The sequence below is a fragment of the Pseudomonas azotoformans genome (genome assembly GCF_900103345.1).
In the GTDB taxonomy this organism is placed as follows: domain Bacteria; phylum Pseudomonadota; class Gammaproteobacteria; order Pseudomonadales; family Pseudomonadaceae; genus Aquipseudomonas; species Aquipseudomonas azotoformans.
On sequence record NZ_LT629702.1, the window covers coordinates 5674261 to 5687074 of the forward strand.

Annotated in this window: 13 protein-coding genes and 1 tRNA gene; 9 read left to right on the top strand and 5 right to left on the bottom strand. The window is 60.8% G+C overall.

Annotated elements, in window-relative coordinates; translation table 11 throughout:
• The first annotated feature begins 44 nt into the window (after positions 1–44).
• Positions 45–260 carry a hypothetical protein gene (locus tag BLR69_RS25705; RefSeq protein WP_003171680.1) on the top strand — a complete coding sequence of 72 codons (216 nt, stop codon included), beginning with the start codon at positions 45–47 and terminating at the stop codon, positions 258–260.
• Here BLR69_RS25705 and yacG read toward each other — a convergent pair.
• From yacG to BLR69_RS25725, 4 genes are read right to left on the bottom strand one after another with little or no spacing between them, the layout of a single operon-like run.
• A complete protein-coding gene (gene yacG / locus BLR69_RS25710) occupies positions 257–457 on the bottom strand; it encodes a DNA gyrase inhibitor YacG (protein ID WP_003188437.1) in 201 nt (66 codons plus the stop codon). The genes BLR69_RS25705 and yacG overlap by 4 nt on opposite strands.
• Positions 454–1077: a dephospho-CoA kinase gene (gene coaE, locus BLR69_RS25715; protein ID WP_071494196.1), complete on the bottom strand. Its 624-nt coding sequence runs from the start codon at positions 1075–1077 to the stop codon at positions 454–456. The genes yacG and coaE overlap by 4 nt, the downstream gene beginning before the upstream one ends.
• Positions 1074–1940, bottom strand: a complete 867-nt coding sequence (locus BLR69_RS25720; RefSeq protein ID WP_071494195.1) for a prepilin peptidase — start codon at positions 1938–1940, stop codon at positions 1074–1076. Before BLR69_RS25720 ends, coaE begins: the two co-directional genes overlap by 4 nt.
• On the bottom strand, positions 1937–3145 hold the full coding sequence (locus tag BLR69_RS25725; RefSeq protein ID WP_071494194.1) for a type II secretion system F family protein: 1209 nt from the start codon (positions 3143–3145) through the stop codon (positions 1937–1939). The genes BLR69_RS25720 and BLR69_RS25725 overlap by 4 nt, the downstream gene beginning before the upstream one ends.
• A gap of 202 nt (positions 3146–3347) precedes the next feature.
• On the opposite strand from BLR69_RS25725, the gene BLR69_RS25730 reads away from it, so the two are divergent.
• The 4 genes from BLR69_RS25730 to BLR69_RS25745 all read left to right on the top strand — a co-directional run bounded on the left by BLR69_RS25730 (position 3348) and on the right by BLR69_RS25745 (position 5768).
• Positions 3348–3761 (top strand): pilin, encoded by a 414-nt coding sequence (locus BLR69_RS25730; protein WP_071494292.1) that lies wholly within the window; start codon positions 3348–3350, stop codon positions 3759–3761.
• A gap of 35 nt (positions 3762–3796) precedes the next feature.
• Positions 3797–5197: an O-antigen ligase family protein gene (locus BLR69_RS25735; RefSeq protein ID WP_071494193.1), complete on the top strand. Its 1401-nt coding sequence runs from the start codon at positions 3797–3799 to the stop codon at positions 5195–5197.
• A gap of 48 nt (positions 5198–5245) precedes the next feature.
• A tRNA-Thr gene (locus BLR69_RS25740) sits at positions 5246–5318 on the top strand.
• Between the two features lie 144 nt (positions 5319–5462).
• The gene (locus BLR69_RS25745; RefSeq protein ID WP_033903347.1) at positions 5463–5768 is read left to right on the top strand and encodes a DUF6388 family protein; all 306 of its coding nucleotides are present in this window, start codon (positions 5463–5465) and stop codon (positions 5766–5768) included.
• A 119-nt stretch (positions 5769–5887) separates the two neighbouring features.
• Here BLR69_RS25745 and nadC read toward each other — a convergent pair whose 3' ends face one another.
• Entirely contained in the window at positions 5888–6736 is an 849-nt protein-coding gene (gene nadC, locus BLR69_RS25750; protein WP_071494192.1) for a carboxylating nicotinate-nucleotide diphosphorylase, read from the bottom strand.
• Between the two features lie 190 nt (positions 6737–6926).
• Here nadC and BLR69_RS25755 point away from each other — a divergent pair, with 190 nt between their 5' ends.
• The 4 genes from BLR69_RS25755 (at position 6927) to BLR69_RS25770 (ending at position 12722) form a co-directional block, all read left to right on the top strand.
• Entirely contained in the window at positions 6927–9077 is a 2151-nt protein-coding gene (locus BLR69_RS25755; RefSeq protein WP_071494191.1) for a DUF1631 domain-containing protein, read from the top strand.
• Between the two features lie 61 nt (positions 9078–9138).
• The gene (gene ampD, locus BLR69_RS25760; protein WP_071494190.1) at positions 9139–9702 is read left to right on the top strand and encodes a 1,6-anhydro-N-acetylmuramyl-L-alanine amidase AmpD; all 564 of its coding nucleotides are present in this window, start codon (positions 9139–9141) and stop codon (positions 9700–9702) included.
• Positions 9699–10535 (top strand): regulatory signaling modulator protein AmpE, encoded by an 837-nt coding sequence (ampE, locus tag BLR69_RS25765; RefSeq protein WP_071494189.1) that lies wholly within the window; start codon positions 9699–9701, stop codon positions 10533–10535. The genes ampD and ampE overlap by 4 nt, the downstream gene beginning before the upstream one ends.
• A 156-nt stretch (positions 10536–10691) precedes the next feature.
• Entirely contained in the window at positions 10692–12722 is a 2031-nt protein-coding gene (locus BLR69_RS25770; RefSeq protein ID WP_071494188.1) for a methyl-accepting chemotaxis protein, read from the top strand.
• Positions 12723–12814 lie beyond the last annotated feature (92 nt).

Below are 12814 nucleotides of genomic sequence, written 5' to 3' on the forward strand. Positions count from 1 at the left end.
CGAGCAGGCCCATGCTCTGCGAAATTTTTCCAGGAGCGCGGATCATGAGTGTGTACGAATGGGCACGGCAGGAGTTACGCAGAAGCCAGGATGCGGCGCAGGAAATCGGTTTTGACCCAGGCCTGACCCTGCGCGCCATGCTCAGCGCGGTGGTGCAACAGAGCAAAGGCGTGCGCAGTTTCGAAGACCTGGCCGACGAGCTGCAATACCTCGCAGAAAACCTCGACGACCAGCAGGAATACGCCTTCATGCGCCCTTAGTGGCGCGGCGGCAGGTCTTCGGAAAACAGCTCGTCTTCAGCATCCGGCGCTACGGGGATCTTGTGTTCTTCAGCGGCCCAGGCGCCCAGGTCGATGAGTTTGCAGCGGTCCGAGCAGAACGGCCGGTTGAGGTTGGTCGCTTTCCATTCCACGGGTGCACCGCAGGTTGGGCAGTCGACGGTCAAGGGTTGGCTCATGATCGGCCTCCACGCAAAGTAAGGTAAAAGTGGTGCAGTCGCTCGACCTCGCTGTGCAGCCAGGCAAGGTCCTGGTCATTGACCAGTACGTCATCGGCATGTTTCAGGCGGTCTTCGCGGCTGGATTGGGCCTTGAGGATCGCCTGCACCTGTTGCTCGTTGATGCCGTCGCGCTGCAGGGTACGCTGAATCTGCAGCGATTGCGGCACGTCGATCACCAAGATGCGCTGGGTCATGCTGTGCTGGCCGGACTCGATCAGCAGTGGCGACACCAGGATCGCGTAAGGTGACGTCGCGCGCGCCAGGTGGCTGCGGATCTCTTCGCCAATCAACGGATGCAGCAGGGCTTCGAGCCAGCGGCGCTCTTCGGGGACTTCAAAGATCAGCTTGCGCAATGCGGCGCGATCCAACTGGCCGTCAGGTTGCAGCACGCCGGCACCAAAGTGCTCGGCGATGCGCGCCAATGCTGGCCGACCAGGCTCGACCACCCAGCGGGCGGCGTGATCGGCGTCCACCAGGTCGATACCCAGGTCGATAAAGTGCTGGGCCGCCGCGCTTTTGCCACTGCCGATGCCGCCGGTAAGGCCGAGAATCCAGGGTGTTGCAACACGAGTGGTCATCTGAAACCGACAGACTGCAAATAGAAGTCGGTTATTTGACCACCCCAGAGCAATGCAATCCAGCCGGCAATCGCCAGATACGGACCAAATGGCATCGGTGCCGACGCCTTGGGCTTGCGCAGACGCATCAGGATCAAGCCGACGAATACCCCGACCAGTGACGACATCAACAGCGTCATCGGCAGGATCTGCCAGCCACCCCAGGCACCGAGCAGCGCCAGCAACTTGAAGTCGCCGTGGCCCATGCCGTCCTTGCCGGTGACCAGCTTGAACAGCCAGAACACGCTCCACAGGCTCATGTACCCGATCACGGCGCCCCACAGGGCGTCGGCCAATGTCGTCAGCAGGCCGAAACTGTTGACGATCAGTCCCAGCCACAGCAGCGGCATTACCAGCACATCCGGCAGCAGTTGATGGTCGGCGTCGATCAGGCTCATCGCCAACAATCCCCAGCTCAGCACCATCACCGTTCCCGCCTGCCAGCCAAAGCCGAAATGCCAGGCCACCCAGGCCGAGATCAAAGCGCACGCCAGTTCCGTGAGGGGGTAGCGGATGCTGATCGCCCCTTGGCAATGCGCGCAGCGACCGCGCAGAAACAGGTAGCTGAGCAGCGGGATATTTTCCCATGGGCGTATGGGATGGTTGCAGTGCGGGCAGCAAGAGTTGGGCTGCATCAGGTTGTAGGTCGGCCCGGCGGGTGCCGCGGGCAAGCCGAGCACTTCATGGGCCTGGGCGCGCCATTCCCGCTCGAGCATTTTCGGCAGGCGCCACACCAGCACGTTGAGAAAACTGCCGACGATCAGCCCCAGCACCGATGCCATCGCAATAAACGCCCAGGGGTGTTCCTCCAGCAGCAGGCTCAAAATGCGCTACCCAGCTGGAACACTGGCAGGTACATGGCGATCACCAGCGCACCGACGATGCCGCCCAGTACCACCATGATCAGAGGTTCCATCAGGCTGGTGAGGTGATCGACCAGGTTGTCCACATCGGCCTCGTAATGGTTGGCGACCTTCTCCAGCATGCGGTCAAGCGTGCCCGACTCTTCGCCGATGGCCGTCATCTGGATGGCCATGCCGGGAAACAGGCCGCTGACGGCCATGGATTGATTCAGTTGCATGCCAGTGGATACATCGTGTCGCATATGCTCGATTGCCTGTCTGAACGGCCCAGAACCGGCGGCCCCGGCCACCGAGTCCAGCGCCTGCACCAACGGAACACCGGCGGCGAAGGTAGTGGACAGCGTACGGGCGTAACGGGCCACGGCTGATTTTCTCAGCAGTTTGCCTGCCACGGGCGCTTTCAACAAACCAGCGTCCAGCCACAGCCGAAAAGCCGGTAAGGCATGGTAGGCGTGGCGCAACCCAAAACCTGCGGCAAGCAGGCCCAGTGCCACGCCCCACCAGGCTCGCTGCATGAACTCGGACAAAGCGATCACCTGCAAGGTGAAGCCGGGCAGTTCGCCGTCGACCCCGGCGAACAGGCTTTGGAACTGCGGCACTACGTGGACCAGCAGCACGCCGGTGACCAGGCTGGCGACCATCAGTACGGTGATCGGATAGGTCATGGCTTTTTTGATCCTGGCTTTTAACTGCTCGCTCTTTTCCCGATGAATCGCAACGCGTTCCAGCAAGGTTTCAAGGGCCCCGGCCTGTTCGCCAGCCGCCACCAGGTTGCAATACAGCTCATCGAAATAGCGTGGATGCTTGCGCAACGTGTCGGCAAGGCCGGCGCCTGCGGCGATGGACTGTTTCAACCCCTCTATCAATTCACGCAGCGTGCGGTTGTCAAAGCCTTCGCCGATGATGTCGAAGGCTTGCAGCAGAGGAATCCCGGCCTTCAGCAAGGTGGCCAGTTGCCGCGTGAGCAGGGTGATGTCCGCTGATTTGACAGACGGCTTGAGGCCCGCCAGCGCCGGAGAATGCTTGCGCACAAGCCCTGGGCTGATGCCTTGCCGACGCAACTGAGCCTTGACCAGGGCAGGGTTGTGCCCGGTGCTGTGCCCGGACACCCTGCGCCCTTTGCGGTTGATGCCTTCCCAGGCGTAGATCGTTGAAGCGTTGTCCATGTCACCGTTCCGCACAGAGGTCGTTGAAGATTTATAGCTTAGTCAGGTGACGGATTCGGACAGGCTGGCGGCGGCGGATAAAATGTCAGAATGTGCGTCCTGTGCGCGATTGACCGCCTGCGGATGAGTACACTGGCGCCGCTGCACAACACGGGGCGCAGGAAGCGCCTTGTCATGAGATCTATCCTGGAGAGTGAATGTGATACGTCAAAAAGGTTTTACCCTGATCGAGCTGTTGATCGTCGTGGCAATCATCGGCATTTTGGCCACCATCGGCCTGCCCATGTACACCACTCATCAGGCCAAGGCCAAGTTCACCGCCGGCCTGGCTGAAATCACCGCGTTGAAGCCTGGGTATGAAGACACCCTCAACCAGGGCACCGTGCCGACCTTGGCATTGGTCGGTGGCGCCAGCCCCACCGCCAATTGCACGATCAACGTGACAGGGGATGTGGCAACGGGTGCGGGCACCATCAGTTGCGACATACTCGACGCCCCTGCGCCGGTGCTGGGCAAGATCATCAGCCTGACGCGCAACGCCACCACCGGTTGGAAATGCACCACCACCGCCGACGCGAAGTATGTTGCCAAGGGCTGCGGCGCCGACGGGGCGTAGCTGCTACACCATCCACAGGGAAGTTGAGGTGGCCGATGGCGGTATCCATACAGCAGCGTGGCAATGTTTTCCTGGTGGCAGTGGTGTGTCTGATGGTGGTCGGCATTTGTGCGCCGTTCAGTGGGCATGATTTTCAGCGGGTAATGCAGATTGCCATCGGGGCTTGCGCCGTGCTGTACGGGTTGTCGGTCGCCCCTGTTGGCCGACTGGTCGATCGGCCGACCGCCCTGGGCCTGGTGCTGGTTATCGTACTGGGTCTGGTGTCATCAGCGTTGGCCCATCAGCCGCTCTGGGCACTTGCCGAAATGGCGCTGTTTGTCAGTTGTGGGGCGATTGCCGTGGCGTTCGCTTTGCTGCGTCGTCATGGCGGTGAGCCTTTGGATCGCGCTTTGATCATGGTGGTGCTGCTGCTATGCCTGATCAAGTCGATTCAGTACCTGTATGCGGGCGCACAAGTGTTCATCAGCGCTGAACACACGCTGGACCCTGACCTGCTGCTGTCCGGCTTTTCCAACAAGCGCTTCTACGGGCAATTCCAGACGTTCACTCTGCCGCTGTTGGCGCTTCCTTTGTTGATTCCTGCTATTTCGCGTCCGCTCAAGGGTGCGGTGTTTGCGTTGCTGTGCGTGTGGTGGATGATCGTGATCGCCGGCGGTACGCGCGGTACCTGGCTTGGCATGTGCGTGGCCGGTGGTGGGCTGGCGGTACTGGGTCCCTTGGGGCGACGATGGCTGGGTTGGCAACTGGCGGCAGTGTTTGGCGGGGTGCTGTTGTACTGGCTGGTGTTTACGGTCGGGGCGGGTTACTTGGGGATCGAGATATCCAAGGGTGCCAGTGACCGCCTCACCACCACCCTGTCGGGGCGTGGCCCGATCTGGTGGCAGGCTTGGCATATGCTCGTCGAGCGTCCATGGTTGGGCTTCGGGCCGATGCATTTCGCCGATATTGCCAATGAAATCGCCGCTCATCCGCACCAGGCCATCCTGCAATGGGCCAGTGAATGGGGGGTGCCATCGGCCGTGTGCGTGATGGCTCTGGCGTGGCGTGGCGGCTGGGCGACGTTCGGCGTGTTGCGCGAACGAGCGCTCTCGAACACTCGCGCTGATCTGTTGCGGCTATGCCTGTTTGCGGCTTTGTTAGGGGTGTTGGTGCAGTCCATGGTCGACGGTGTGATGGTGATGCCCAACTCCCAGGTCTGGCTGGCGCTGGTGGTGGGCTGGCTGATGGCGCTGCATATGTGGAAAACTCCGAAAATCGTCGGGCTGCCAATGGCCTGGGCTGCCTGGAACGTGCTGAGTTTGCTGGCCGTCGGTCTGCTGGTTTTTATCGCTGCTCGCGATGTGCCTCACATCAAGCAAGCCCAGCAGCAGTACCTGGATACTCATGATGGCCTGCTGCAACCACGTTTCTGGGCCCAGGGAGTGATTGCACGCTGAAGGTCGCAAGTTGCCGGACTCACAATGCGGTGCTAGCTTTAGCCCACCGCCCGTGTAGCTCAGCCGGTAGAGCAGCGCACTCGTAACGCGAAGGTCGCAGGTTCGATTCCTGTCTCGGGCAAAAAGGCACCATGGCAACACCGTTTTCAGATGATCCCAGAATGGTTCTTAAGGCCAGACGAGCCGGCATTTGAGCCTGCTCTCTTGTATCTGCGCAACCTTGATGACCCAGATGCATCCCCATTCCTCGATCTAAGAGAACAACATGACCACGACTGAAATGACCCAGGAAGTTCGGCATCAAGCAGCCCTCGAAAAATACCTCGAGGAATCGCCGCAGCTTAAAGAAGAGATCAAGGACCTGAGCGCCGATGATCAGCGCGACCAGATTCAGTGGGCATTCGAGGACGAGGCCGAGAGCCAGGGCTATCAGCCTTGGGAGCTGACCCTCAAGTACACCTCGACACCGGAAGAATTCGAAGCGGCACGACTGGCCTTGCACAAAGAGGCGGCCGAAGTGCTGGGTGTCGAATGGGAAGAGTACTGCGAGATGAATGACCTGGTAGTTTAGAAGCAGTCTGTAGGAGCGAGCTTGCTCGCGAAGAACTCAAGGGCACCGCGTGCAGTTAGCGTTCACGCGTTATCGTTAACGCTTTTCGCGAGCAAGCTCGCTCCTACAGTCAAGAATCCTTAGATACTCAGGCGCATCGACAAATCCACCGCCTTCACATCCTTGGTCATCGCACCAATCGAGATGTAGTCCACCCCGGTCTCAGCGATCGGCAACAGGGTGTTTTCGTTGATCCCGCCGCTGGCTTCCAGCTTGGCCTTGCCGCCGTTCAGGCGTACGGCTTCACGCATGTCTTCCAGGCTCAACTCATCCAGCATGATGATGTCCGCACCTGCGGCCAGGGCTTCGCGCAGTTCATCCAGGCTTTCCACTTCGATTTCCACCGGCTTGCCGGGAGCTATCCGGTGCGCGGCCGCAATCGCCTGGGCAATGCCACCGCTGGCGGCAATATGGTTTTCCTTGATCAGGAACGCATCATACAAACCGATACGGTGGTTGTGGCAGCCGCCGCAGGTCACTGCGTACTTCTGCGCCAGGCGCAGGCCCGGCAGGGTTTTGCGGGTATCCAGCAGCTTGACTTGGGTGCTGGAAACAAAGTCCGCCAGAAATTGGGCACGCGTAGCGACGCCGGACAGCAATTGCAGGAAATTCAGTGCGCAGCGTTCGCCGCTGAGCAGCGAACGTGCCGGCCCTTCAAGGTGAAATAGCACTTGGTTGGGGCTGACGCGCTCCCCGTCGGCCACCTGCCAATGCACGGCGACCCGTGGGTCCAGCTGGCGGAACACCGCATCCACCCAGGCGGTGCCGGCGATCACTGCTGCATCGCGGGTAATGATGGTGGCCGTGGCCAGCCGTTCGGCCGGGATCAACTGCGCAGTGATGTCGCCGCTGCCGATGTCTTCCAGCAGTGCGCGGCGCACGTTGGCTTCGATTTCGGCGGTGAGGTCGGCAAGACGGAGATTCGGCATAACAGGCTCCACAGACAAAGTGACCCGATTATAGGGGCAGTGCGCGTCTGAACCCAGCGACCTGCTCATTTACCGGCAAATGACAGAGTGTGCTAGCGCAAACCCCCTTGTTTGCAAGATAATCTCGCGCCTTGCAATTGGCGTCATAGCTTTGACGTCTCGCTAAATACCGCCGTTTCAGGAGGCCAGGATGCACAATGACGGAAAGGTGGTGCCAATCAAGAAGGCGCATGCCACGCCATCGCCGCTCGCCCGACTGCCGGTGGTGTTGCTGCAGGTTCGCGACAAAGCGGCGCAACAGTTGCAGCAAGGGTTGCAGGAGCTGTTCGATAACGCCGACGACACGCTGTTCGAAATGGCCGATAAGGCGCGAAACAATCTTGACCACCACATTTTCTTTGAAGCCATGCGTGATCTGCGCCTCAAGCGCAAGAATTTCGAGCGTGTGTTCATGGAGCGTCTTTTCGATGCCTTCGCCGGTCTGGGCCAGGCAGGGCGGGGCGAGCTGCAATTGGTGCCGGTGGTTTCCTACGACGGGGTGCCGGGTTCAACCAGGGACGACCTGGAAAAAGCCGTGGCGCTTGAAGCCATGCTGGGTCGGGTACGCCACCGTGACGGCCTGGCTCTCGCACAACTTACGGCACGCTTGAGCGCTTTACTGGGCAACCGCCTGGATGATCGTGAGAACCCGCTGGGGCCGGCGCTGCTGTGTGAGTTTTTCCTGCGGGCGGGGCGCAGCCTGGGCGTGGAGATCCGCGTCAAACTGGTCATGCTCAAGCTCTTTGAAAAATACGTGCTCAGTGATGCCGATCAGCTATACGGTGAAGCCAATCAGCTGCTGGTCGCAACCGGCGTCTTGCCTGAACTCAAGGCCGTACCATCACGGCGCATCGATGGGCGTGCGGCACCTGAGCATCCGCGCGAAGCAACTTCGCCAGTCGCCGACCGGTCCGGTGACGAAAATGGCCAGGAAGCCTTCGCCGCGCTGCAGCCGTTGCTGACGGCGGTACGTGGCAGCGTGGCGCCGACGCTTGAGGCCAGCGCCGAGCCGCTGCCCATTTCCACCCAGGACCTGCTGCGCCTGCTCTCCCATTTGCAGCAGTACGTGCCGGAGCCTGAGTCTGAGGACGATTTCGACCTGCGCAGCCAGCTTGAGCAGTTGCTCACCCGCGTCAGCGTCAAAAGTGGTAAGTCGCGGGTGGTGGAGGACGCGGACGAAGACGTGATCAATCTGGTCGCGCTGCTGTTTGAGTTCATCCTCAATGACCGGAGCGTGCCCGATGCCTTCAAGGCCTTGATCGGCCGCTTGCAGATTCCCCTGCTGAAAGTGGCGTTGCTGGACAAGAGTGTTTTCAGTCGCAATGGCCACCCGGCGCGGGGTCTGCTCAATGAAATCTCGGCCGCCGCCATGGGCTGCAGCCCGCTGGATGACTACCAACGCGACCATCTTTACCTGCGCATCGAGCAGGTGGTGCAGCGCTTGCTCAACGAATATGTCGAAGATCCGGTGATTTTTTCCCAGTTACTCGCTGAGTTCAGCGCGTTTACCGCTGATGAGCGGCGGCGCAGCGACTTGCTCGAACAACACACCCGGGATGCCGAAGCCGGGCGCGTGCGCACTGAAGCCGCCCGTCAGCGCGTGGCCGATGTGCTGAATAAACGGCTGTTGGGCAAAGTCCTGCCCCGTCCTGTGGTGCAGTTCCTGCAACAGGCCTGGAGCCAGGTGTTGCTGTTGGCGAGCCTCAAGCACGGCGAGCAGTCGGTGCAATGGCAAGCTGGGCTGCGCACCATGGACGAACTGATCTGGAGCGTCGGCCTGCAGCAGGACACCGAGGCCGGGCGGCGTTTGCTGGACCAGCTACCAGGCTTGCTCAAGGCCTTGCGCGACGGCTTGACCAGTGCCGCGTTCGACCCCTTCAGCACCCGCGAATTTTTTGTGCGCTTGCAGGCGTTGCATATCCAGGCGCCTGAAGGTGTTGATGAGCTGATCGAGGTGCGTGAGCCATTTGTGCTGAGTACGGGGTCACCCGACCCGGTCACCGAGCTGCCGGGTGACGACCCTGACCTGTACAAGGCTCTCCAACTTAAAGTGGGCGACTGGGTAGTATTCCAGGAAGGCCAGGCCAGCACGCTGCGCTGCAAGCTGACAGCGATCATGGCACCGGCCAACACTTATGTGTTCATCAGCCGCACGGGGCTCAAGGTATTGGAGAAAAGTGCCGGTCAATTGGCAATGGCGTTCAAGTGTGGCGCACTGCATACGCTGGAAGACGGGCCATTGTTCGAGCGCGCCCTGATGGCCGTGGTGGGCAAGCTGCGTCAACTCGACTGCGGCAAGTGATCGCAACCGGAGGGTCGAACGCGGCATACTGGTCACACTTTGTATCGCTCAAGGAACCTATATGCAGTTGGACCCCACCAGCGGTTGGTGCCAGGGCATCCGTCATTGCCCTTCGCCCAACTTCAACGAGCGCCCCGCCGGCGAAATCTCACTGTTGGTGGTGCATAACATCAGCCTGCCACCGGCGCAGTTCGCCACCGGCAAAGTGCAGGAATTTTTCCAGAATCGCCTGGATGTCACGGAACATCCCTACTTTGAAGGGATTGCCGACCTACGGGTGTCTGCGCATTTTCTGATTGAACGTGATGGCGCATTGACGCAGTTTGTATCCTGCATTGACCGCGCCTGGCACGCCGGGGTGTCGTATTTCGAGGGGCGCGACACCTGCAATGATTTTTCCCTGGGGATAGAGCTGGAGGGCACGGATGACCTGCCGTTCACCGACGCTCAATATGCCGCACTGATCGACCTGACCCGCCAGTTGCTGGTGGCTTACCCGGGCATCACCCCCCAGCGCATTTGTGGCCACAGCGATATTGCTCCGGGACGCAAGACCGACCCCGGCCCCGCTTTTGATTGGACGCGCTTTCGCAGCGCCCTGCAGGATGGAGGACACGCACGATGAGTTTCCTGGTATTGGTGCTGGCCGTATGGATCGAGAAGTTTTCGGCCCTGCGCCAGCGGTTGCAGCGAGATGGCGGTTGGTTGCGCGAACTGGCCAAGCTGGAATCGAGCCCGCGCATGGGCAAGCAGCCCTGGCTGATTCTGACGTTGCTGGTGTTGTTGCCGGTGGCCTTGCTGGCGCTGTTGCTGCTGGTGCTGGAGCCGGTGGCCTACGGACTCTTGGCGTTACCGGTGCACTTGCTGGTGGTGATCTACAGCCTGGGCCGTGGTGATCTGCTCGCCGGGCTGGGTCCGTTCCGCGATGCCTGGCGACGCGGTGACCTGCAGGCCGCTGAGCATGTGGCCGAACGTGACCTTAGCCTGAGCGCCGACAGCGGCGAGCAATTGCTCGAGCGCGTCCAGGGCCATCTGTTGTGGCAGGCCTACCAGAGCTTTTTCGCAGTGATTTTCTGGTACTTTCTGCTCGGCCCGGTTGCCGCCCTGGCTTATCGCCTGCTCGCACTGGCCAGCGAGCACAGCAAGAACCCTTTGGTAGCCGAGCGCGCCAGCCAACTGCGCCACGCGTTCGATTGGCTGCCGGTTCGCCTGCTGGCGGCCAGCTTTGCCTTGGTCGGCAACTTCGTCGCCGTCAGCCGTGTAATGCTCCATGAGTTGCTGAGCTGGGATATCAGCGCCGCCCAACTGGTGGAAAAAGTCGGCCTGGTCGCCGCCGAAATCCCGCCACCGGCGGTCGGCCCCGAGGGCATCAACAGCCTGGACCGACTCTGGGAACTGCTGCTGCGCGCAGCGGTGTTGTGGTACGCCGGCTTCGCCATCTGGACCGTCCTCCCCTGACCTTGTAGCGAGCGGGCTTGCCCCGCGCCGGGCTGCAACGCAGCCCCCCTGCCCATTAACCTTAAGTTACAAAACTCCCTTTCAAATTGAGCTATACAGATGCTGGCTAACTGCCGCCCTGCACCTCAATAAAAATAAAAGAAAGGGAGTTCACCTGTGAAGAGCTTGCTCTATCCCGCCGTCGCCCTGATGAATCGCCTGAGCTTCGGCATGAAGTTCAGCCTGATCAGTGTGTTGTTCCTGCTGCCGATGCTGGCGACCAACTATTACCTGGTACGTGATTCGTGGCGTGAATTCCAAGGCACCCGCGTGGAACTGCAAAGCCTCGATTTACTCGGCAGCAGCCTGACCCTGCGCCGCGACCTGGAAACCCTCAATAACCAGGTGCAGATCAACGCCACCCTCGGCCAGTCCGGCAAAGCCGGCGACCTTGAAGGCAAGATCAGTGCCCTTGAAGCCAGTGTGCTCAGCCGCCTGCAAGGCCTCGACGCCATGGCTACCGAGCCTGAGCAGATTGCGGCTTTTGACGCCAAGCGCGACGAGATGATCGCGGCCTTCCAGGCCCAGCAACAGGAAACGTCGCTGCTGAGCAAAAGTGCACTGATCGGCAAGTTGCTCAACAAATCGCAGATGCTCAGCCAGATCATCGCCAGCCAATCCGGGCTGAGCCGCGACTCTCAGAGCGACCTGCGTCAACTCAGCGAGCTGATCACCAGCGTCACCCCACAAGTCACCCAGGCTCTGGGTGAAGGCCGGGCGATGGGCGCGTATTCCCTGGGCCAGGGGTTTCTCAATTCTTCGTCCAGCACGCGGTTTGACGAGCTGTTGCAGCAATTGGAAAAACTCCAGGCCGAATATGGCCTGAAGTTGCAGGATGCCCTGGGTTCCAGCGCAGCGGCGCACGCGGCACTCGACACCCTGGCCAAAGCCAGCAATGCCAGCCTCAAGCATGGCAGTGAGTTGTTTGAAGAACAGGTGGTGATGGCCGAAACCCTCGACGCGCCCTGGCAGGGTTTCTACGACAGCGTCAGCCAACTCATGGCCCAGACTTATCAGTTGGATGACGCCACCCTGGCCTTCCTCGGGCAGCAGTTGGAGCAACGCCTGGCGCAGAACCGCACGCACATGGTGGTGCTGGTCTCGGCCCTGAGCGCGGTGTTTTTGCTGATCTTCTATTTGTACGCCGGTTTCTACGCGTCCACCCGCACCACGCTGCGACGTCTGGGTGCGATGATGGACAAAGTGGCGGCCGGTGACATGACCGTCACCTTTGTTGCCCATAGTCGCGACGAGTTGGGTGACCTGGGCCAGGTGTTCAACGGCACCGTGGCGAAGATCCATGACTTGATCGAGCGCGTCGGGCACACCGTCAGCCAGGTCGAACTCCAGGCCGGCCAGGTGGAAACGGTCTCGGCCCAGAGCAACCAGGCGGTGTCCGGGCAGCGTAGCCAGATCGAGCAGGTGGCGACGGCCATGAATCAGATGTCGTCCACCGCCCAGGAAGTCGCACGCAGTGCGGCAGCGGCCGTCAGCAGTGCCCACAGCGTCAATGACGAAACCGTCAGTGGACGCGGCCTGGTGCAATCCCAGCAGGGCAGCATTGCGCGGCTGGCCTCGGAAATCGATCAGTCGGTGCAGGTGATCAACCAGTTGGCCACCGACAGCCAGTCCATCAGCAGCGTGCTGGAGGTGATCAAAAGCATCGCCGAGCAAACCAACCTGCTGGCACTCAATGCCGCCATCGAAGCTGCCCGGGCCGGTGAGCAGGGGCGCGGTTTTGCAGTGGTGGCCGACGAGGTGCGCACCCTGGCCAGGCGTACTCAGCATTCCACCGAAGAAATCGAACAGATGATCAGCCGTTTGCACAGCGGTGTGGCCGCCGCCGTGAAGGCCATGGGTACCAGCCATGCCATGGCGAATGGCACGGTAGGGCAATCGGAAAAGGTCCAGCAGGCACTGGAAAACATTCTTGGCGCCGTGGGAATGATCGTCGACCAGAACCAGCAGATCGCTGCCGCCGTGGAGCAACAGACCGCTGTCGCCCATGACATCGACCAGAACATCGTCGAAATCAACCGCGCCGGCGAGCATGCGGCCCAGGGCGCACACCAGACCGAAGCGGCGAGCCGGCAGCTGTCTATGCAGGTGATTGAGTTGAAGCAATTGATCGGTGCGTTTCGAGTGTAGGAATTGTGTGTAGGTTGTCTTGCTTGCGGCTGTAGTGCTTGTCCTGATTTCCCCGCGTGTCTTTTCTGGCGGCGTGAATGGGTGAGAATTTG

Excerpts from the sequence above, each read along its gene's own strand:
- BLR69_RS25705 (WP_003171680.1), top strand. The coding sequence starts at position 45 with ATGAGTGTGTACGAATGGGCACGGCAGGAGTTACGCAGAAGCCAGGAT.
- yacG (WP_003188437.1), bottom strand. The coding sequence starts at position 457 with ATGAGCCAACCCTTGACCGTCGACTGCCCAACCTGCGGTGCACCCGTG.
- coaE (WP_071494196.1), bottom strand. The coding sequence starts at position 1,077 with ATGACCACTCGTGTTGCAACACCCTGGATTCTCGGCCTTACCGGCGGC.
- BLR69_RS25725 (WP_071494194.1), bottom strand. The coding sequence starts at position 3,145 with ATGGACAACGCTTCAACGATCTACGCCTGGGAAGGCATCAACCGCAAA.
- BLR69_RS25735 (WP_071494193.1), top strand. The coding sequence starts at position 3,797 with ATGGCGGTATCCATACAGCAGCGTGGCAATGTTTTCCTGGTGGCAGTG.
- BLR69_RS25745 (WP_033903347.1), top strand. The coding sequence starts at position 5,463 with ATGACCACGACTGAAATGACCCAGGAAGTTCGGCATCAAGCAGCCCTC.
- nadC (WP_071494192.1), bottom strand. The coding sequence starts at position 6,736 with ATGCCGAATCTCCGTCTTGCCGACCTCACCGCCGAAATCGAAGCCAAC.
- BLR69_RS25755 (WP_071494191.1), top strand. The coding sequence starts at position 6,927 with ATGCACAATGACGGAAAGGTGGTGCCAATCAAGAAGGCGCATGCCACG.
- ampD (WP_071494190.1), top strand. The coding sequence starts at position 9,139 with ATGCAGTTGGACCCCACCAGCGGTTGGTGCCAGGGCATCCGTCATTGC.
- ampE (WP_071494189.1), top strand. The coding sequence starts at position 9,699 with ATGAGTTTCCTGGTATTGGTGCTGGCCGTATGGATCGAGAAGTTTTCG.